This is a genomic window from Aliivibrio fischeri (assembly GCA_038993745.2).
Taxonomy (GTDB): Bacteria; Pseudomonadota; Gammaproteobacteria; order Enterobacterales; family Vibrionaceae; genus Aliivibrio; species Aliivibrio fischeri_B.
Genome location: CP160629.1, coordinates 2,392,696 through 2,414,507 on the forward strand (window position 1 = coordinate 2,392,696; position 21,812 = coordinate 2,414,507).

10 protein-coding genes, 1 tRNA gene, 2 rRNA genes and 1 pseudogene are annotated in these 21,812 nt (G+C 40.5%); 8 read left to right on the plus strand and 6 right to left on the minus strand.

Annotation, left to right across the window (positions count from 1 at the left end; genetic code table 11):
- Positions 1–89: 89 nt before the first annotated feature.
- From AAFX60_011555 to AAFX60_011565, 3 genes are all read right to left on the minus strand, one after another.
- A 23S ribosomal RNA gene (locus tag AAFX60_011555) occupies positions 90–2,978 on the minus strand.
- Positions 2,979–3,251: 273 nt separating this feature from the next.
- Positions 3,252–3,327 (minus strand) — tRNA-Glu (locus tag AAFX60_011560).
- A 67-nt stretch (positions 3,328–3,394) separates the two neighbouring features.
- Positions 3,395–4,946, minus strand: a 16S ribosomal RNA gene (locus AAFX60_011565).
- The 16S and 23S rRNA genes sit together here with 1 tRNA gene alongside, the layout of an rRNA operon.
- Before the next feature lie 414 nt (positions 4,947–5,360).
- On the opposite strand from AAFX60_011565, the gene mtnN reads away from it, so the two are divergent.
- From mtnN to AAFX60_011585, 4 genes are all read left to right on the plus strand, one after another.
- Positions 5,361–6,056: a 5'-methylthioadenosine/S-adenosylhomocysteine nucleosidase gene (mtnN, locus tag AAFX60_011570; protein ID XDF77309.1), complete on the plus strand. Its 696-nt coding sequence runs from the start codon at positions 5,361–5,363 to the stop codon at positions 6,054–6,056.
- Between the two features lie 66 nt (positions 6,057–6,122).
- The gene (locus tag AAFX60_011575) at positions 6,123–7,076 is read left to right on the plus strand and encodes a cobalamin biosynthesis family protein (protein ID XDF77310.1); all 954 of its coding nucleotides are present in this window, start codon (positions 6,123–6,125) and stop codon (positions 7,074–7,076) included.
- Between the two features lie 42 nt (positions 7,077–7,118).
- Positions 7,119–7,730 (plus strand): TRIC cation channel family protein, encoded by a 612-nt coding sequence (locus AAFX60_011580; protein XDF77311.1) that lies wholly within the window; start codon positions 7,119–7,121, stop codon positions 7,728–7,730.
- Between the two features lie 187 nt (positions 7,731–7,917).
- A complete protein-coding gene (locus AAFX60_011585) occupies positions 7,918–9,228 on the plus strand; it encodes a peptidoglycan DD-metalloendopeptidase family protein (GenBank protein ID XDF78938.1) in 1,311 nt (436 codons plus the stop codon).
- 40 nt (positions 9,229–9,268) lie between these two features.
- Here the strand turns inward: AAFX60_011585 and AAFX60_011590 are convergent, their stop codons facing one another.
- From AAFX60_011590 to erpA, 3 genes and pseudogenes are all read right to left on the minus strand, one after another.
- On the minus strand, positions 9,269–12,367 hold the full coding sequence (locus AAFX60_011590) for an efflux RND transporter permease subunit (protein ID XDF77312.1): 3,099 nt from the start codon (positions 12,365–12,367) through the stop codon (positions 9,269–9,271).
- 9 nt (positions 12,368–12,376) lie between these two features.
- On the minus strand, positions 12,377–13,489 hold the full coding sequence (locus tag AAFX60_011595) for an efflux RND transporter periplasmic adaptor subunit (protein ID XDF77313.1): 1,113 nt from the start codon (positions 13,487–13,489) through the stop codon (positions 12,377–12,379).
- Positions 13,490–13,622: 133 nt separating this feature from the next.
- Positions 13,623–13,963 (minus strand): annotated as a pseudogene (erpA, locus tag AAFX60_011600) (iron-sulfur cluster insertion protein ErpA).
- A gap of 227 nt (positions 13,964–14,190) precedes the next feature.
- Here erpA and hemL point away from each other — a divergent pair.
- The 4 genes from hemL (at position 14,191) to AAFX60_011620 (ending at position 21,562) form a co-directional block, all read left to right on the plus strand.
- Entirely contained in the window at positions 14,191–15,486 is a 1,296-nt protein-coding gene (hemL, locus tag AAFX60_011605) for a glutamate-1-semialdehyde 2,1-aminomutase (GenBank protein XDF77314.1), read from the plus strand.
- A gap of 307 nt (positions 15,487–15,793) precedes the next feature.
- The gene (locus AAFX60_011610; GenBank protein XDF77315.1) at positions 15,794–16,879 is read left to right on the plus strand and encodes an AI-2E family transporter; all 1,086 of its coding nucleotides are present in this window, start codon (positions 15,794–15,796) and stop codon (positions 16,877–16,879) included.
- 117 nt (positions 16,880–16,996) lie between these two features.
- Complete coding sequence (gene rsmC / locus AAFX60_011615) at positions 16,997–18,016, plus strand: 16S rRNA (guanine(1207)-N(2))-methyltransferase RsmC (protein ID XDF77316.1); 1,020 nt, start codon at positions 16,997–16,999, stop codon at positions 18,014–18,016.
- 165 nt (positions 18,017–18,181) lie between these two features.
- Entirely contained in the window at positions 18,182–21,562 is a 3,381-nt protein-coding gene (locus AAFX60_011620; GenBank protein ID XDF77317.1) for a response regulator, read from the plus strand.
- Positions 21,563–21,812: the final 250 nt, after the last annotated feature.

The window sequence follows — 21,812 nt, forward strand, 5'->3', positions numbered from 1 at the left end:
ATTCTTTAATTCGGAAAGCTTAATTCTTAATGCACATTCAAATTCGTTTCTTGCAACTTCAAATCCGTTCAAAACCCCTTGGGTGTTGTATGGTTAAGCCTCACGGGCAATTAGTATCAGTTAGCTCAATGCCTCGCAGCACTTACACACCTGACCTATCTACGTCGTAGTCTCCAACAACCCTTTAGGATACTTAAAGTATCAGGGATGACTCATCTCAGGGCTCGCTTCACGCTTAGATGCTTTCAGCGTTTATCGATTCCGAACTTAGCTACCGGGCAATGCCACTGGCGTGACAACCCGAACACCAGAGGTTCGTCCACTCCGGTCCTCTCGTACTAGGAGCAGCCCCCTTCAATCATCCAACGCCCACGGCAGATAGGGACCGAACTGTCTCACGACGTTCTAAACCCAGCTCGCGTACCACTTTAAATGGCGAACAGCCATACCCTTGGGACCGACTTCAGCCCCAGGATGTGATGAGCCGACATCGAGGTGCCAAACACCGCCGTCGATATGAACTCTTGGGCGGTATCAGCCTGTTATCCCGGAGTACCTTTTATCCGTTGAGCGATGGCCCTTCCATTCAGAACCACCGGATCACTATGACCTGCTTTCGCACCTGCTCGAATTGTCATTCTCGCAGTCAAGCGGGCTTATGCCATTGCACTAACCTCACGATGTCCAACCGTGATTAGCCCACCTTCGTGCTCCTCCGTTACTCTTTGGGAGGAGACCGCCCCAGTCAAACTACCCACCAGGCACTGTCCGCAACCCCGATAAGGGGCCAACGTTAGAACATCAAGCATACAAGGGTGGTATTTCAAGATTGCCTCCACACATACTGGCGTACGTGCTTCAAAGGCTCCCACCTATCCTACACATGTAGGGTCAATGTTCAGTGCCAAGCTGTAGTAAAGGTTCACGGGGTCTTTCCGTCTAGCCGCGGGTACACTGCATCTTCACAGCGATTTCAATTTCACTGAGTCTCGGGTGGAGACAGCGTGGCCATCATTACGCCATTCGTGCAGGTCGGAACTTACCCGACAAGGAATTTCGCTACCTTAGGACCGTTATAGTTACGGCCGCCGTTTACTTGGGCTTCGATCAAGAGCTTCGACCGAAGTCTAACCCCATCAATTAACCTTCAAGCACCGGGCAGGCGTCACACCGTATACGTCATCTTACGATTTAGCACAGTGCTATGTTTTTAATAAACAGTTGCAGCCACCTGGTATCTGCGACTCCCGGCAGCTTAGAGAGCAAGTCTCATCACCGCTAGGAGCGTACCTTCTCCCGAAGTTACGGTACCATTTTGCCTAGTTCCTTCACCCGAGTTCTCTCAAGCGCCTTAGTATTCTCTACTCGACCACCTGTGTCGGTTTGGGGTACGATTCCTTACAATCTGAAGCTTAGAGGCTTTTCCTGGAAGCATGGCATCAATGGCTTCACTACCGTAGTAGCTCGACATCGTATCTCAGCCTAGTGTGATCCCGGATTTGCCTAAGATCACAGCCTACATACTTGAACTTGGACGACCGTCGCCAAGCCCACCTAGCCTTCTCCGTCCCCCCATCGCAATTGTAAGAAGTACGGGAATATTAACCCGTTTCCCATCGACTACGCCTTTCGGCCTCGCCTTAGGGGTCGACTTACCCTGCCCCGATTAACGTTGGACAGGAACCCTTGGTCTTCCGGCGAGCGGGTTTTTCACCCGCTTTATCGTTACTCATGTCAGCATTCGCACTTCTGATACGTCCAGCACGCTTTACAACGCACCTTCAACCGCTTACAGAACGCTCCCCTACCCAATACAGTAAACTGTATTGCCGCAGCTTCGGTGTATAGTTTAGCCCCGTTACATCTTCCGCGCAGGCCGACTCGACCAGTGAGCTATTACGCTTTCTTTAAATGATGGCTGCTTCTAAGCCAACATCCTGGCTGTCTGAGCCTTCCCACATCGTTTCCCACTTAACTATAACTTTGGGACCTTAGCTGGCGGTCTGGGTTGTTTCCCTCTCCACGACGGACGTTAGCACCCGCCGTGTGTCTCCCGGATAGTACTTACTGGTATTCGGAGTTTGCAAAGGGTTGGTAAGTCGGGATGACCCCCTAGCCTTAACAGTGCTCTACCCCCAGTAGTATTCGTCCGAGGCTCTACCTAAATAGATTTCGGGAGAACCAGCTATCTCCAGGTTTGATTGGCCTTTCACCCCTAGCCACAAGTCATCCGCTAATTTTTCAACATTAGTCGGTTCGGTCCTCCAATTGATGTTACTCAATCTTCAACCTGCCCATGGCTAGATCACCTGGTTTCGGGTCTATATCCAGAGACTGAACGCCCAGTTAAGACTCGGTTTCCCTACGGCTCCCCTAAACGGTTAACCTTGCCACTGAATATAAGTCGCTGACCCATTATACAAAAGGTACGCAGTCACACCACGAAGGTGCTCCTACTGCTTGTACGTACACGGTTTCAGGTTCTATTTCACTCCCCTCACAGGGGTTCTTTTCGCCTTTCCCTCACGGTACTGGTTCACTATCGGTCAGTCAGTAGTATTTAGCCTTGGAGGATGGTCCCCCCATATTCAGACAGGATATCACGTGTCCCGCCTTACTCGTTTTCACTGATGATGAGATGTCGGTTACGGGGCTATCACCCTGTATCGCGGCACTTTCCAGAGCCTTCACCTGTCTCATTAAAAGCTTAAGGGCTAACCCAATTTCGCTCGCCGCTACTTTCGGGATCTCGGTTGATTTCTCTTCCTCGGGGTACTTAGATGTTTCAGTTCTCCCGGTTCGCCTCGCTACGCTATGTATTCACGTAGCGATACATGCTTATGCATGTGGGTTTCCCCATTCAGAAATCCCAGACTCAAATGGTTTTTACTACCTAATCTGGGCTTATCGCAAGTTAATACGTCTTTCATCGCCTCTGACTGCCAAGGCATCCACCGTGTACGCTTAGTCACTTAACCATACAACCCCAAGAGGTTTCGTATGGCATAAACAACCAAGGTTGAACTCGTCATTGCGAGTTCTGGTTTTTCGCCGGATTCAAAATACAAGAACACTTGAATGTGTTGTTCTTCGTTTTACAAAGTAAAACAAAGGATATTAAGAACTTTTAAATTTTGATTTGAATAACTCGTAAGTTATTTAAATCAGTCAGCTTTCCAAATTGTTAAAGAGCGATTTCACGCTTATGCGTGTAACCATTTTTAAAGACTCTCAAGGAGAATACTTAAAGATGGTATCCCGTAGGGGAGTCGAACCCCTGTTACCGCCGTGAAAGGGCGGTGTCCTAGGCCTCTAGACGAACGGGACACTAAGATACTCTAAATTCAAAACCTAATTAATCTGTGTGAACACTCATAAATCGTAATCTATCGTTTAAGGAGGTGATCCAGCCCCAGGTTCCCCTAGGGCTACCTTGTTACGACTTCACCCCAGTCATGAACCACAAAGTGGTGAGCGTCCTCCCGAAGGTTAAACTACCCACTTCTTTTGCAGCCCACTCCCATGGTGTGACGGGCGGTGTGTACAAGGCCCGGGAACGTATTCACCGTAGCATTCTGATCTACGATTACTAGCGATTCCGACTTCATGGAGTCGAGTTGCAGACTCCAATCCGGACTACGACGCACTTTTTGGGATTCGCTCACTATCGCTAGCTTGCAGCCCTCTGTATGCGCCATTGTAGCACGTGTGTAGCCCTACTCGTAAGGGCCATGATGACTTGACGTCGTCCCCACCTTCCTCCGGTTTATCACCGGCAGTCTCCCTGGAGTTCCCACCATTACGTGCTGGCAAACAAGGATAAGGGTTGCGCTCGTTGCGGGACTTAACCCAACATTTCACAACACGAGCTGACGACAGCCATGCAGCACCTGTCTCAGAGCTCCCGAAGGCACTAAGCTATCTCTAGCGAATTCTCTGGATGTCAAGAGTAGGTAAGGTTCTTCGCGTTGCATCGAATTAAACCACATGCTCCACCGCTTGTGCGGGCCCCCGTCAATTCATTTGAGTTTTAATCTTGCGACCGTACTCCCCAGGCGGTCTACTTAACGCGTTAGCTCCGAAAGCCACGGCTCAAGGCCACAACCTCCAAGTAGACATCGTTTACGGCGTGGACTACCAGGGTATCTAATCCTGTTTGCTCCCCACGCTTTCGCATCTGAGTGTCAGTGTCTGTCCAGGGGGCCGCCTTCGCCACTGGTATTCCTTCAGATCTCTACGCATTTCACCGCTACACCTGAAATTCTACCCCCCTCTACAGCACTCTAGTTCACCAGTTTCAAATGCGGTTCCGAGGTTGAGCCCGGGCTTTCACATCTGACTTAATGAACCACCTGCATGCGCTTTACGCCCAGTAATTCCGATTAACGCTCGCACCCTCCGTATTACCGCGGCTGCTGGCACGGAGTTAGCCGGTGCTTCTTCTGTAGGTAACGTCAAATCCATACGCTATTAACGTATGAACCTTCCTCCCTACTGAAAGTACTTTACAACCCGAAGGCCTTCTTCATACACGCGGCATGGCTGCATCAGGCTTTCGCCCATTGTGCAATATTCCCCACTGCTGCCTCCCGTAGGAGTCTGGACCGTGTCTCAGTTCCAGTGTGGCTGATCATCCTCTCAGACCAGCTAGAGATCGTCGCCTTGGTGAGCTCTTACCTCACCAACTAGCTAATCTCACCTGGGCTAATCTTAGCGCGAGAGGCCCGAAGGTCCCCCTCTTTGGTCCGAAGACATTATGCGGTATTAGCTATCGTTTCCAATAGTTATCCCCCACACTAAGGCATATTCCCAGGCATTACTCACCCGTCCGCCGCTCGACGCCCTTAACGTTCCCCGAAGGTTCAGTTAAGTCGTTTCCGCTCGACTTGCATGTGTTAGGCCTGCCGCCAGCGTTCAATCTGAGCCATGATCAAACTCTTCAATTAAAGTTTTTTTGAACTCTTTCAGCAGAAAGAAGTTCGACTCAATGATTAATACTGATTGTTACATAAAAGTAATTTTGTGTAGTCACTCAGTTCATTGATAATTTGTTGATTATCAATTCACAAGTGCCCACACAGATTAATAGGTTTCTAATTTTTAAAGAGCTTACTAACAAAGCAGACTGTGATACGAATCACTCTCTCCGTGTCAGTGGATGCGCAGTATAGGCGTATCAGATTTTGATGCAAGCATTTTTATTAAAAAAACAATCAACCGAACAATAAATAAACATAATGTTTAAAATACAAACAAAACCACTTATTTATTTCAGAATAAACATCAAATTCCATATCTCCTAAGTACTATATACCTATGTTACAATCACCCACTACTCTAACTTTTATTGAGATATAAACATGAAAATTGGCATTATTGGCGCTATGGAACAAGAAGTTGCCATTCTTAAAGACAAAATTGAAGGTCTATCAACAGTAACTAAAGCTGGTTGTACTTTTTATACTGGTACATTAAATGGCGCTGACGTTGTTTTATTACAGTCAGGGATTGGTAAAGTTGCAGCAGCAGTTGGAACAACTCTTCTTATTGCTGAGCATAATGTTGATGTCGTTCTTAATACAGGTTCTGCGGGTGGCTTTGATTCATCATTAAATCTTGGTGACGTGGTCATCTCAACAGAAGTTCGCCACCACGATGCTGACGTAACTGCTTTTGGTTACGAAATGGGACAAATGGCTCAACAGCCAGCTGCATTTATTGCTGACGAAAAGCTAATCACAACTGCTGAGCAAGCATTAACTGAAATGAGTGATAAGCACGCTGTTCGCGGATTAATTTGTACTGGTGATGTTTTTGTTTGTACTCCTGAGCGCCAAGAGTTTATCCGTACTCACTTCCCTTCAGTAATTGCTGTAGAAATGGAAGCCTCAGCGATTGCTCAAACATGTCACCAATTCAATACACCTTTTGTTGTCGTTCGAGCTATTTCAGACGTAGCAGATAAAGAGTCGCCAATGAGCTTTGATGAATTCCTTCCTCTTGCAGCACAAAGCTCATCAGAAATGGTATTAAACATGGTTACTTTATTAAAGTAATCTTATTTAATTGAGTCAGTTTCTCTGACTCAATTTTATCTTCTTTTATATATAAAGAATCACCTCATGCTAGATAAATTAACTCTCTTTATTTCTGATTACTCTTTACTGGTATTATGGGGGGCTTTAATTTTTCACCTCATCATTCCTATTTCCCCCCAGTTTCATCCAATGTCTTTTTGGCACAAATTTGCTTTAATCCTAGCTGAAAAGGTAAATACATCTCGTCCTTATCAACAACGTTTATTATCAGGTTCCCTTGCATGGGCATTAATGATTATTCCTGTAATCATTGTATATATTGCAGCAGTGCCTCTTATTTGGAACATCCCTCTTTTTAATCTTGGGTTACTATTGTTATCGCTAGAATGGCGTGGTGTCGAAAAACTGTGTAAAGATACGATTCATGCCATAAATAAAGAAGATAAAAGCAAAGCAAAAGAAACTCTCAAGCATTGGGTAAATAGAGACGTAGAACCATTATCACTACTAGGTTTAGGTAAAGCATCTAGTGAAACAATCATTTTGGCTTATGCGAGAACCGTTATTGGGGTCTTATTTTGGTATGGTATTGCTGGTGGAATTGGAGCTTTTGTTTATCGATTATCATTAGAATTAGCAAGAGCGTGGTCTCCATCTAGAGATTCATTTCGACCTTTTGGCATCCCTGCTCTACGTATTCAATATATTTTAGATTTTCTCCCACTTAAGCTTTTCACCCTCCTTTGTTTTATAGGCAAAAACATCCGTCATTCTTTTCAACAGTTACAATTACAAAAAAAGAACTGGGCCAATAAAAATAATGCAGGGCTACTTATTATTATTGGAAAAAAGTTTGAGCTTTCTTTAGGTGGACCTGTTATTTATCAAGGAAAGAAAATCAACCGAGCAAAACTAGGTGGAAAAATAGCCCCATCAGCGATTCATTTAGCACAAATTCACCGTTTTTTAAGCTGGAGAATAGCGATTTGGCTCATTCTTCAAAGCTCAATAATGGTCATATTAAAACAAGGTTTATAACTTTCTTTCAACAACATCATGCAGTAAGTCATAGAGGACAAGATGTTAATCTATACAATTGATATGTTTGGTACTGCCATTTTCGCCATTTCAGGAGTGTTACTGGCTGGTCGATTAAAAATGGACCCATTTGGCGTCACCGTTTTAGCAAGTGTTACCGCAATAGGTGGCGGTACGATAAGGGATATGGCTTTAGGTGCAACTCCCGTTTTCTGGATTAACGACACCAATTATTTATTGGTCATTTTCATTACCTGCATTTTAACTATGTTAATCATCAGAAGACCTAGACGCCTACCTTGGTATGTACTTCCCGTTTCCGATGCTATTGGATTAGCTGTCTTTGTTGGGATTGGTGTAGAAAAAGCACTTAATTACAATGCAGATCCAATGGTCGCCGTTATTATGGGGGTAATTACAGGTTGCGGCGGCGGCATTATTCGAGATGTGCTAGCCAGAGAAGTCCCTATGGTATTAAGAAGTGAAGTGTATGCTACTGCGTGCATTCTTGGTGGCATCGTTCATACTTCTGCTCTAGAGTTCAATGTTCAAAGCTCTACAGCAATGTTACTGGGTGTAACTGCTACGCTAATTATTCGATTAGCTGCAATCCGTTGGCACTTATCGTTACCGACCTTCGCTCTTAATAAATAATTTAAATAGGCCATAGCTATATATATGGCCTCATATTTGACCTGTTTTTATTTATTTCTTTAAATTAATGAACTTTTTTTTATAAAAAGGTGACCAAACTACAAGTTCCTCACATAGTAGTTAACTTCAAAACACGATACACTTCTAGGTTGTTATTTTTATTCACTCTTTACTAACTAATCGAATGATATTATCTAAATTAACTCGCATTCCTGTAATCCATCGCATTCTGATTGGTCTTTGCAGCGCAGGAATTGTTGTAACTATTGCAACAATCCCAGACACTGTCGCTCCCGATTCAGGCTTTTATAAATTAACGGTAGGCCAAACGTACCCTATTGAAATAAGAAAAGAAGCTTTAATCTCTCATGAAAAAAACTCTTTAAATCAACAACTTTCTTGGGAAACTCATACAGTCAAATCAGGAGAGAGTGCCTCTGTTTTATTTAGTCGTATTGGTTTGGGATACAGCCAACTTCTAAAACTTACCAGTAGCGATAAAGAGATTGAAAACCAACTCACTCGTTTACGTCCTGGTGATAAATTAAAATTTGGATTTAACCAAGATCAAGAAATAGTCCAACTTATCCGCCCTATCAGCAAATTTGAAACCTATCGTATAAGTAAAGCTGGGGATGGCTATATCGGATTGTTTGAAAAACAAGATATTGAAACTCAGCTTAACTACACCAAGGCAACCATTACTTCTAACTTTTGGAACGCTTCAATTGGAGCAGGATTAAACCCTAATCAAATCATGGAACTTGCTGGTATCTTTGGATGGGATATCGACTTTGCTCTAGATATTCGAGAAGGTGACAATTTTAAAGTTCTTTATGAAGAGAAGTATGTTGAAGGTGAATATGCTGGAAAAGGCAATATTATCGCCGCTTCTTTTACTAACCGTGGCGATACTTTCACCGCGATAAGAAACGACAAAAACGGTAATTTTTACGAACCAAATGGCCGCGCAATGAAAAAGGCTTTTTTACGTTCTCCAATCAATTTCCGTTACGTAAGTTCTAATTTTAACCCTCGTCGTTTACACCCTGTTACAGGGCAAAGAAAAGCTCATAGAGGAACTGATTATGTTGCCCCTGTCGGCACTCCTATTTGGGCAGCTGGTGATGGCGTTGTTGATAAAGCAGGTTATAATCAATTTAATGGTAATTATGTATTTATTCGCCATAGTAATACCTACATAACGAAATACTTACACATGACTAAACGTTATGTTCGAGCTGGTCAAAGAGTAAAACAAGGGGATACCATTGGTACTCTTGGTGGAACAGGACGAGTAACTGGACCACATCTTCATTATGAATTCCTAGTAAATGGCGTTCATAAAGACGCTCGAACAGTATCTTTACCACAATCAAAATCACTAACAGGTAAAGATAAAAAAGAGTTTGAAGTTGTGGCTAAAGAGCGCTTAAAGCAATTAGAACAATACGGTCAATTCATTGTTGGAAACCATCCAGTAATTAACCATGAATAACTAAAATTAAAGCCCTAATTAAAGATAATTAGGGTTTTTTTTAATCAAGTAATTCTCTTACTTTTTTATCTCTTCCAAGCATTAATAAACAAGGAGTCAGTACTAGTGTTAAAACAGTTGCAAAGGCCAAGCCTCCTGCAACAGCAGTTGCTAATTGCGACCACCACTGAGTACTCGGTGCACCAAATTCCACTTTTTGATTAACTAAATCAATATTCATTTCTAACACCATTGGCATCAACCCCAAAATGGTTGTTACCGTGGTTAGCATCACAGGTCGTAAACGCTGAACGCCAGTTCGCAAAATAGCATCGACTTTTTCAATGCCTTCTTTACGTAAAGTGTTATAGGTATCAATCAGTACAATATTATTATTAACAACGATTCCTGCCAACGAAATTACCCCAATGCCTGACATAATAATTCCAAACGGGCGCTGGAAAATAAGTAACCCAGCAAACACGCCAACGGTTGAAAAAAGGACCGCACTTAAAATTAAGAATGCCTGATAAAAACTATTAAATTGAGTAACTAAAATAATTGCCATAACAGCAAGCGCAACAAGAAAAGCATTCTGCAAAAATGCTGCCGAGTTATTTTGCTCTTCATTTTGTCCTCTTAATTTAAATTCAACGCCCTTAGGTAAACCTAGATTCTTTAGCGCCATTTCAACTTTAGGTAACTCGATACTTAGGTTATACCCTTCACTCATATCTGCTTTTACCGACAAAATTCGGTGTCCGTCTATTCGGTGAATCGTATCTTGTTTATGTGTAGGAATAATGCGCGCAAAATTAGTAATTGGAACAAGCCCATTACTCGTCTTTACTCTAAGCTCATCAAATCGGCCAATATCTCGATGCTCTTCAGGAAAACGTACAAGAATATCGACCTGTTCATCATTATCATCAGGTAGGTAGTCACCAATTTTTAAACCATTAGTGACAAACTGAACGGTATTACCAACTAATGTTGCATCTGCACCAAACCTTGCAGCATCATCTCGTCGAATATCAATTTTCCAATCAATACCCTGCTTATTAGAAGTATCACTAACATTAGTAAATGCTGCATTTGAATCAACCCATTTACGAACTTGAGTGATGGATTGATTTAATAGTTCTCCATTTCTCGCACTGAGTTCTATTACTAAATCATGCTCGCTAGGAGGCCCTGCATTTGGTGTACTAAACTCCAATTCAACACCTGCAATATCTTTCGTTTTAACTCGGAGATCTTCAATTATCTCTTTTACTGGCCTTCTGTTTTGCCAATCAATTGGAGTAATTTGGATACGTCCTATTTCATCGTCACCACCCGTTCGAGTATAAATACTGTCTAACTCTTCCATTCCTAATATTTGGTTTTGAACCTGAACCATAATTTTATCTTTCTCATCAATAGAAAGATCACCATGAGAACGAACTTTTACGGTTAAAAATGGAGGATCAACATCAGGAAAGAAAACAACACCAAGTCCCGCTTTGGCGTAACTAAACCCAATACCAACAGCAAGCGTTATTGCTAATAATAAAACCTTAAAGGGGTGCTTTAATGAAAATGAAAGCGTTTGATAATACAGCTTAGTGACTCCTTCAGCTTGGGAATAATCACCTCTACTTAGTGCCTGTAATTTCACTCTCTTTTTAGGGAGGACTTGCTGCGGTTTACCAAATAAACTCCCTAGAACGGGAACAAATAGTAGAGCCATAACTAAAGATGCACTTAACGTCGCAATCAAAGTTAATGGCAGATACTTCATAAATTCCCCAGTAATATCAGGCCAGAATAATAGTGGTGCAAATGCCGCTAATGTTGTCGCTGTTGATGCAATAATTGGCCATGCCATTCGTTGTGCAGCTTCTCTATAAGCTTCTACACGATGAGCTCCCTCTTGCATTCGACGATCAGCATATTCAGTTACAACAATAGCGCCATCAACTAACATACCTACCGCCATAATTAATGAAAATAGAACGACGATATTGATGGTAAGTCCAGAAACAGCAAGTAAAAGTAGACCGGTAAGAAAAGATCCTGGAATTGATATTCCAACTAAAAGTGCGGTTCTTGCTCCTAAAATTGCAATAATAACGATAACAACCAATAAAATAGCTGAAAGAATATTATTCTGAAGATCATTAAGCATATTCTTTACATCTTTAGACTCATCCCATGTGTATTTTACTAATAAATTATTTGGCCAATCATCAAGTTCCTGAGCTCCAGATAACACTGCTTTTACAATCTCAACCGTTTCTATGATGTTTTCACCGGAACGTTTTTTGATATCAAGAACAATGGCTTTTTCACCATTTAATCGAGCATAACTATTAGGATCCCTAAATGCTTTACGAACCGTGGCAATATCACCAAAAGTGACCACTTGTTTCCCATCAACTTTTATTGGTAGCTCTAGTACATCTTTTAAAGATTCAAAAACAGAAGGGACTTTTACTGAAAACCGACCATAACCAGTATCAACAAAACCTGCTGCAACAACACGATTATTTAATGCGATTAAGTTATAGATGGCAGCCTGATCTAAACCGTAACTCTCAAGCAAAAGAGGATCGACAATAATTTCAACAACATCTTCTCGGTCTCCAGCAATATCAACTTCTAATATCTGCTTGTAACTTTCGAGCTTATCTTGCAGCTTTCTTGCGATTTGAACGGCAGTTCGTTCAGGAACCGTACCATATAAAACCACGGATAATACGGCTTGTTCAGCCGCTAACGTAACCTCATGGACAGTTGGTTCATCACTTTCTTCAGGAAGGTTTGGTTTAACCAGATCAACCGCCTCTCTCACATCCGTTAACGCTTTATCTAGATCGACACCCACACTGAACTCTAATGTCACCGAACCATGCCCTTCTCCCGCAACCGCCGTCATTTCCTTTATCCCTTCAATAGAACGCAGCTCTTGCTCCATTGGGCGTACTAATAAACGCTCAGAATCTTCAGGCGAGATACCTTGATGACTCATTGATACGTAAATAATCGGGATCGTAATATCAGGGTTGGACTCTTTTGGTATGACTAAGTATGTAGAAATCCCCGCTATGAGTAATAGGGCCAATAACATCAACATCGTACGAGAGCGACTCAATGCCGCATTAATAATAGCTAGCATATAATGTCCCTATTTACGTTGAACATGAATAAAATCACCATCACGAACAAATCCTTGCCCAACAGTAATAATGTCCACTTCATTTCCAAGTCCAGTTAACCAAACACCATCATCTTCGGCCTTAACTAGCTGAATAGGGACAAACTTAACTTTATAATTTGTCTCGCTATGCCCCTCAGCTTCTATCGCCGTTTTTACTCCTAAATCGCCACTTTCATTTAACGCCAACATAGCTGGAGTGACTTTAATTGCAGGTTGAAGAGCTAAATTAATTTCCACTTCAGAGCTGATGCCAGCGGGGATCTTCCCTCCTATATTGGGGATCTCTATTTCGACTGAAAACGTATTGGTTGATAATGATGAGATTTTTGAAATATACCGAACATACCCTTCAATTGAGACGTCATTAATAAAGCTCACTTCTGCTTTTTGTTGCTTTGTAATTTGACTGATGTGCCTTTCACTAACATTGACATCAATAACAAGTGGATCAAGGACAACGACTTTAGCAACAGGATCTCCACGACTAACAAAATCGCCAACCTCAATAAATAAGTGTTCTACAATTCCATTAAATGGTGCGGTGATTGTGGTATTTTCTAATATTAGTTCAGCATTACGAACTCTTGCTTTTGCTTCAGCAAGTGAAGCTTGTGATTGACTAAATGCAACTTCCCCTTGTAAACCTTTACGTTTTAATTCTTTTGCTGCATTAAATTCTTTCATTCGAACTGAGTAGATGGCTTTAGCTTGGCTTAACTGCAAATCAAGATCGGCCATATCTAAACGAGCGATTGGTTGCCCTTTTGTGACTCTTGCTCCTTTTTTTACTAACAACTCTTCAATTTGAGCTGCAACTTGAGCACCTAATATCGCTTGTTTATCAGGGCTAGTTCGCCCATATAGAGAAATTGTTTTATGAGTCGGCGTTGATTCAAACTGCTCAATAACCACATTGGCTAATGGAATAGAAAAAGTAGATGTCTCTTTTATCCCTGATGACTCTTCCGCTTGTGAAGGTCCACTCATAACCCATAAAAATAAGCTGAGGAATAAAAGAAAAGAGATAATCCAAGGTCTATGGATAAGGTAAGAAAGAAAAGCAGATGTATATTTGCCCATAGCAACAATCCTTAGCGCTTAGGAGACAGAAACTAACAGTAATACATCTGAACTTACTGTTATTCAAAATCATGATTTTTTTATAATAAAAAAGGTAAGTAAACTCCTCTACTTACCTTTAAATACTCAGGGTTTACACACTGAATGACGCACCACAACCACACGTTGTCGTTGCATTTGGGTTATCAATGAAGAAACGAGAACCCTCTAAACCTTCGTATAATCAACTTTACCGCCGATCAAATATTGTAGACTCATCGGATCAACAACTAGCGTAACGCCATCATTTTCAATCGTCATATCGCCTTCATTTACGTCTTCATCAAAAGTAAAGCCGTATTGGAAACCACTACAACCACCACCAGTAATATAAACTCGTAGTTTTAGATTTGGGTTTTCTTCTTCTGCAATTAACGTTTTTACTTTTGCTGCTGCAACATCAGAAAACGTTAACGGCACAGATACATCACTCATTTAAACCTCTCAGGATTGGTTTCCAATTCTATTTTATGGGCAATTATCTAATACCTGACTGTTTCATTCAAGTATTCAATCGCTCTTCTCTGCGTTCTCTATTAAATGAAGATCGCATTTATCAGTACTATTTTACTATTAGATGGGGATTAATACGATCAACACAAGCGTTTTTAGGTACAATAGCGCCCAACTGGTCCAAATTAATTACTATGAGGATATAAGTAATGACCAAATCAGCAGAACTTTTTGCAAAAGCGCAAGATAAAATCCCTGGCGGTGTAAACTCTCCTGTTCGTGCTTTTGCTGGCGTTGGTGGCTCACCAATTTTCGTTGAGCGTGCCGATGGCCCTTTAATTTTTGATGCCGATGGCAAAGCTTATATTGATTATGTTGGTTCTTGGGGTCCAATGATCCTTGGTCATAACCATGCAGCAATTCGCGAAGCAGTTATCTCTGCAGCACAACGTGGTTTAAGTTTTGGTGCACCAACTGAAACTGAAATTACTATGGCTGAATTGGTTTCTGAACTCGTACCATCAATGGAACAAGTTCGCATGGTAAGTTCAGGTACTGAAGCAACAATGAGTGCGATTCGTTTGGCTCGTGGTTACACTGGACGTGATAAAATCATGAAATTTGAAGGCTGTTACCATGGCCATGCTGATAGCTTACTTGTTAAAGCTGGTTCTGGTGCATTAACCCTAGGTCAGCCAAGTTCTCCTGGTGTTCCTGCTGATTTTGCTAAATACACATTAACAGCAACTTTTAATGATTTAGATTCTGTTCGTGAACTATTCGCTGCAAATAAAGGTGAAATCGCTTGTATTATTGTTGAGCCAGTAGCTGGTAACATGAACTGCATTCCACCAGTAGAAGGGTTCCACGAAGGACTTCGTCAAATTTGTGATGAAGAAGGTGCTCTATTAATTTTTGATGAAGTAATGACAGGTTTCCGTGTTGCTGAAAACTGTGCTCAAGGTTACTACAACATCAAACCAGACCTAACAACATTAGGTAAAGTAATCGGCGGTGGTATGCCTGTTGGTGCGTTTGGTGGCCGTAAAGACGTAATGCAATACATTGCACCTACTGGCCCGGTTTACCAAGCGGGTACACTTTCTGGTAACCCTGTTGCGATGGCTGCTGGTTTTGCCTGCTTAAAAGTATTAACTGAAGAAGGCAACGAAAAACGCCTTGCAGATACAACAAGACATCTTGCTAATGGCTTTAAAGAGTTAGCAAATAAACACGGTATTCCAATGGTTGTAAACCAAGTGGGCGGAATGTTTGGTTTCTTCTTTACTGATCAAGAAACAGTAACCAGCTACGCTGATGTTGCTAAGTGTGATATTGAAAGATTTAAACGCTTCTTCCATCTAATGCTTAAGAAAGGGGTATACCTAGCACCTTCTGCATTTGAAGCAAGCTTCACTTCTTTAGCTCATGGTCCAAAAGAAATCGAAGCGACATTAGAAGCGGCAGATCAATGTTTCGCAATCATTGCTTCAGAAGCAAAATAAAACCTGATTAAAACAGATAAAGGCTTTCATTATTGAAAGCCTTTTTTCATATAACAAACCACTATAAAAATCATAATGGCCAATAAGCAATTATTGCCAAAAATACACTACAGCCACCAATAATCCGATAGCTATCACAGGAATAATTGGAAAACTTTTTTTCTTACTTCCCGCGCATGTCTCTTTATCACAACAGCCCATCGTTACTCTCCATTAATCTTGCTATGATGATCAACTAGCTATATAACTATCTAAATTGCTATCATCTTAATTTCATAAACCGATAATCGCATCATAAGGGAATAATGTGTCTCATTTCAATAAACTGAACTCCAGTCATTGGGTTTTAATTGCCGCTTTGCTTGCTGCTGGTTACGCATGCTTCCTTTTAATTGAGCCCTACTTAAATCCAATCATCCTCGCTTTTATTATGTCGCTATTATTTGCGCCGTTGCATAATAAAATCAGTGATAGACTTCCAAATAGTCCAAACAGCGCAGCAATACTTTCTTGTATGGCACTCACTTTTATTATCGCCATTCCTCTGTTTTTTGTTTTTATCGCTATCGTGCAACAAGGTGCAACATTCTCAAAAGACGCCTATCACTGGGTAATAGACGGTGGCATACAAACGTTATTTCAGCACCCATTTGTAGCTAAGGTATTGTCTTTTATTAATAAGTACCTACCTTTTGATGCTATCGACCCTGCAGAAGTCACCCAAAAAGTAGCTCAATTAGCTTCACAAATAGGCACTCGAATTGTCGGTATGAGTGCTCAAATCGTTGGCGATGTAACTAATGTTCTAATGAATTTCTTTTTAATGTTATTTGTTTTGTTCTTTTTACTTCGCGATCAAGACAAAATTATCTCAGCATTTCGTCATGTACTGCCACTTTCTCGCAGTCAAGAAGATCGCTTATTAGATGAGATTGAACAAGTGTCTAAATCGGCGGTTCTTGGTTCATTTCTCACAGCAATAGCACAAGGTATTGCTGGTGGTTTTGCAATGTGGCTTGCAGGATTCCCGGGGCTATTTTGGGGAACAATGATGGGTTTTGCTTCATTTATTCCAGTTGTCGGTACCGCTTTAATCTGGGTTCCAGCAACCATTTATCTATTGCTTACTAATCAATGGGAATGGGCAATCTTCTTAACAGCATGGGGCGTGTTAGTTGTAGGGTCTATCGATAACATCGTACGTCCACTCTTAATGCAAGGTAATTCAGGTATGAATACCTTACTGATTTTCTTCTCTTTATTAGGTGGTATTCAACTTTACGGTCTAATTGGTTTAATTTATGGGCCAATCATTTTTGCTCTAACGCTGGTTTTATTTAACATGTATGAAACTGAGTTTAAGAGTTTTTTAGATCAACAAGATAAGAACTAAACCACAATTAAAACTCTTTAAGGCCACTGATTTTCATCATCTTCAGTGGCCTTTTCTTTTCCTTCAAAGCACTTTGTGGGACAATCCTGCCAGTTTTTATATTATTTCGAGGCCATAATGTCTTACTCTGCACCAAGTCAAATTACTCAACGCCAACTTGCTTACTTTGAAGGCAAGCATGTTCTCATTGCTGGTGAGTTAATAGATGACTTTCCTTTTGAGCTAGCAAAGCATTGTGAATCAACCTCAATTTTCACAACAAATTACTCATACTATAAGCAATTTGCTGAGCATGATTCTATTCAATGTTATTTTGGTTCTGAATTAACAGAGCCGACTAATGCCGACATGATCTTACTCTACTGGCCTAAAGCGAAAGCAGAAGCAGAATACTTACTGACTATGCTGCTAGCAAAACTAGGTAAAAACACGGAAATTGTTGTTGTTGGTGAAAACCGAAGTGGTGTAAAAAGCATTGAAAAAATGTTTGCTGATTTTGGCCCGATAAATAAATTTGATTCAGCTCGTCGCTGTAGCTTTTATTGGGGTCAGTGCACTGAAGAAGCACCAACATTCAATCAACAAGATTGGTTTAAAGAATACCAAGTTGAATTTGAAAACCACATTATAGAAGTAAGAAGCTTACCTGGTGTATTTAGCCATGGTGAATTTGATAAAGGTTCTGAGCTTTTACTACAAACCTTACCTGCACTACGAGGTCATGTACTTGATTTTGGGTGTGGTGCAGGTGTGATTGGCTCGGTAATGAAAACAATCAACCCTAAAATCCACTTAGATATGGTTGATATCAGTGCGCTTGCAATAGCCTCGTCTATTGAAACGTTAAAAGCCAATAACCTTGAAGGCAATGTATTTGCAAGTGATGTGTATTCTGATACGAAAGAGAATTACCAATTTATTGTCAGTAATCCTCCTTTTCATGCTGGTCTAAAAACACATTACTCTTCAACAGAAGAACTATTAGAAAAAGCACCACAAAATCTAACCCATGAAGGGCAATTAATTTTAGTGGCCAATAGCTTTTTACAGTACCCTCCAATCATTGAAAAAGCATTTGGTGAGTGTTTAACATTAGCTAAAAATAACAAATTTAAGATCTATTCAGCTCAAAAATAATTCTTGCCTCCCGCCGCACTTTATCACTCTGCTGCTTGATTTTTAACATGAATTAAGTATAAGAAGCAGCAGAGTTTCTCGTTAAAATCAAACTCAATAAAATTTACTGACACGTTAAATATGTCAATTTCGCTGAATGGATAACAGTGTGGACTAGGCCTTCAAATGGATAAAAAACAACACTTTAAACGTCTACAAAATACGTTGATGATTGCGTTTCTTGTTTTAAGCATAACGCCACTATCACTTATTGCAATTTTCTTTCTTCACTCTCATAGCCAAGATCTTGCAACGCAAAGTACCGCACATCTTGTGTCATTACGAGACAACAAAGAACAACAAATTACAAACTACTTTAAAGGCCGTAAATCCGAAGTATTAGGGTTTGCTCGCTCTGAACTAGCTAATGCAAGTGGCGGTCGATTTTACGGTTTGGTTAGTGCCTTTCCACACTTAGGAACATCCATAGAAGACGCTCGTAAAAACGCACAACTGCGATATATCACCGGTTCTGGCGATAAAATTAGAACCAGTGTTCTTCCTGAATCAGACTCTTATATTGGTAGTGAACGCTACCGTCTTCTACATAAACGTTACCATTGGGCATATTTAGAACTCTTAAAACGTTCAGACTTTAGTGACGTTCTATTAGTTGATATTAATGGCAACGTTGTGTATTCCAAAGCCAAAGAAGACAATTATGGTACGAATTTATTAACAGGTAAGTACAAAGACAGTACGTTAGCGGATACATATAAAAAGATCCGAACATTAATGAAAAAGCCTGAGAGCGAAGATAATATTCCTATCATTTTTTCTGATTTCAATACCATAAATAACGAAACGGTAGCATGGTTTGCAGCTCCAATAGTACAGCAAGGTTACTTACATAGCTTTGCTTTATTCAAATTACCAAATACAGGTCTAATTGAATTGATTGGAGATAATACTGATACAAGTTCCATCAAAACCTACTTTGTAGGCCAAGACTCTTATTCTCGTATCAGCAATGAAGACACTGAAAAAAACCTCTCTGAAAATATGAAGTTGGCGCTATCAGGTGAATCAAATGTCGGTAGCTTTATTGATAAGCACGGAGAAAAAGTGCTTGCCGCATTTACTTCTATTAATGTTGATGGACATTTATGGGGACTATCACTTGAGCTTCCAGAAAAAGAAGCTTTTGCCCGCATTCAACAACTTGAGCAAATCTTTGTTATTGCAATGATAATAGCGATTGTCTGTGTTGTTATTGCTTCGCATTTCTTATCTAACTCAATCACAGCACCACTTTTACGCTTAACATGGGCGGCAGAACGAGTGTCTGCTGGTGATCTTGATCAAGAGATGATCAGCACGGATAGAAAAGATGAAATTGGTCGCTTAGCGGTTAGTTTTGCACGAATGCAACGCTCAATAAGAGAAAAAATCCAACTAATTAAAGATCAAAATGAAGAGCTTGAAGCTAACTTAGCAACCATTCAATTAAAGAACAATGAACTGGAAGCGGCTGATAAGTTAAAAGATGAATTTTTAGCAACCACATCGCATGAGTTAAGAACACCATTACATGGAATGGTTGGCATTGCAGAAGCCTTATACACTGGAGCTAACGGTCCAATATCAGCATCTCATCGCCATCAATTAGAGATCATTATAAATAGCGGTCAACGCTTAACAAGCCTGGTTAATGACCTACTTGATTATCATAAAATGCGTCATGGTAACCTTGATATAAATAAACATGTTACCGATTTATCCTCTGCAACCAGTTTAGTTCTGGAGTTATCGCAACACCTTCTTGGAAACAAATCCATCCGTATTATTAACCAAGTAGATAAATCATTACCTGTTGTTTTTGTCGATGAACAACGCCTTGAACAGGTTCTTTATAATCTTATTGGCAATGCGATTAAATATACATCAGAAGGTAAAATTGTTATCTCAGCAAGTGTTGTAGATCAATTCTTGCGAGTTCAGGTCGTAGACACTGGGCACGGAATTCCGGCAGATGAATTAGAACATATTTTCGAACCATTAATTCAAGCTGGTCATGACTCAAACCGATATCGTCAAGGCTCAGGTCTTGGTCTATCAATCAGCCGACAATTAATTGAATTAATGGGCGGTTCTTTATATGTGAGTAGCCAACCAATGGTAGGAGCGACATTTAGCTTTACCCTTCCTCTTGCAACTAAAGAACAAATTCAACAACACAAATTGCTTGCTCAAGAAGGTATTACTCACTATCAAACGCCTGAAAAACTTGAATATAATTTAGATGAGATTGATGAAGAATTACCAGAAAACCCTGAGGGCCCACTTTTATTAGTTGCGGATGATGAACCCGTCAATCTACAAGTACTTACCAGTTTCTTAAAACTCGAAGGGTACCGAGTGAAAGTGGCTAATGATGGACCTGAAACATTAAAAGTATTTGAAGAAGAAAAGCCTGAATTATTATTGCTTGATGTCATGATGCCAGGAATGAGCGGCTATGAAGTATGCCAATCATTAAGAGAGACTTATAGCCACTCTGAACTGCCTATTATTATGTTAACAGCCTTAAATCAAACTCAAGATAGAATTCGAGGTTTTGAGTCAGGCGCTAACGACTATTTAAGTAAGCCTTTTAATAAACAAGAACTAGCAGCTCGAATAAAAGCGCACCTTAAAGCAAGTAAGGCTGAATTATTCTTAAGTGAAAATGATCGCCTACAGCAGGAAATTCGTCATAGAGAAAAAGTAGAAGCCAGTTTACTTGAGACACAGGCTCATATATTAGAGCAACTTAATCATGCACAAGAAGCCATTATATGCGCAAAGAGTGATGGAAAAATTAAGTATGTAAATAACTCTGCTGCAAAACTATTTCAAAGAACAGAAGAACAACTTTCACGTTATTCTATTGATGAGCTAATAGCTAAACGTAGCCTTATTGAAAGTAAACAAAACCACCGTGGCAATATTGATGTTTATATTGATGGTGAAATAACACAAATAAACGCTGATTTATTACATCTTCCTGCTGAATCCGGGCTATCCCTTATTCTTGTAGTTAGCCATAAACACGAGGCAAGCGAACAACGAATTCATGACTTAGAAAGTGCAGTAGAAGCACTATCTGCATTTGCATTCGAAGGCGATAAACAAAAGCTAAACTCGCTATCGCTAGTTGGTGGGGATATTGCTCAACTAGCCACTAAGGCCAATGAAAATAAAGAAGACAAAGGCACTATCATGCGAGAACTCATTGTTGACGGCATGATCTCAGGCCTTTCTTATTGGGAAGAGTCTACAGGGCAAACCAAATACACTCTCGCTGAAGAGAGTGGGTTATGGCGAGTGTATTTAGATAGAAGCACACTACAAACACGTACACTTGATAAATACTTACGAGTAGAAACTCTGCCAAAAACACCTCGCTGGAGAACCGTAATTAGTACTTTAGAGTACATTTTAGAACATTGTGAGCAATACAATGACCAACGTGACAAACTGGTTAGAATTAAAGATAAACTACAAATACTCATATCCAACAACTAATATTTACCATCGTAACTCAACTAAAAGCCCGTAATATTTACGGGCTTTTTTTTCACCACTACCAAATTCACGGTTCAAAAAAAGCACTTAATCAGCACAGTAATTTGACTGTATTTAGCTATTTTTTAATGGAAAAAACTCATCTATTATATATTTGTCATAATTATGAGAAGCGACTCACAACAAACCTTGTCCAATAATTTTAGCGATAAAATTAACGATAGAGATCACAGGTGATCAAGGTCACCAC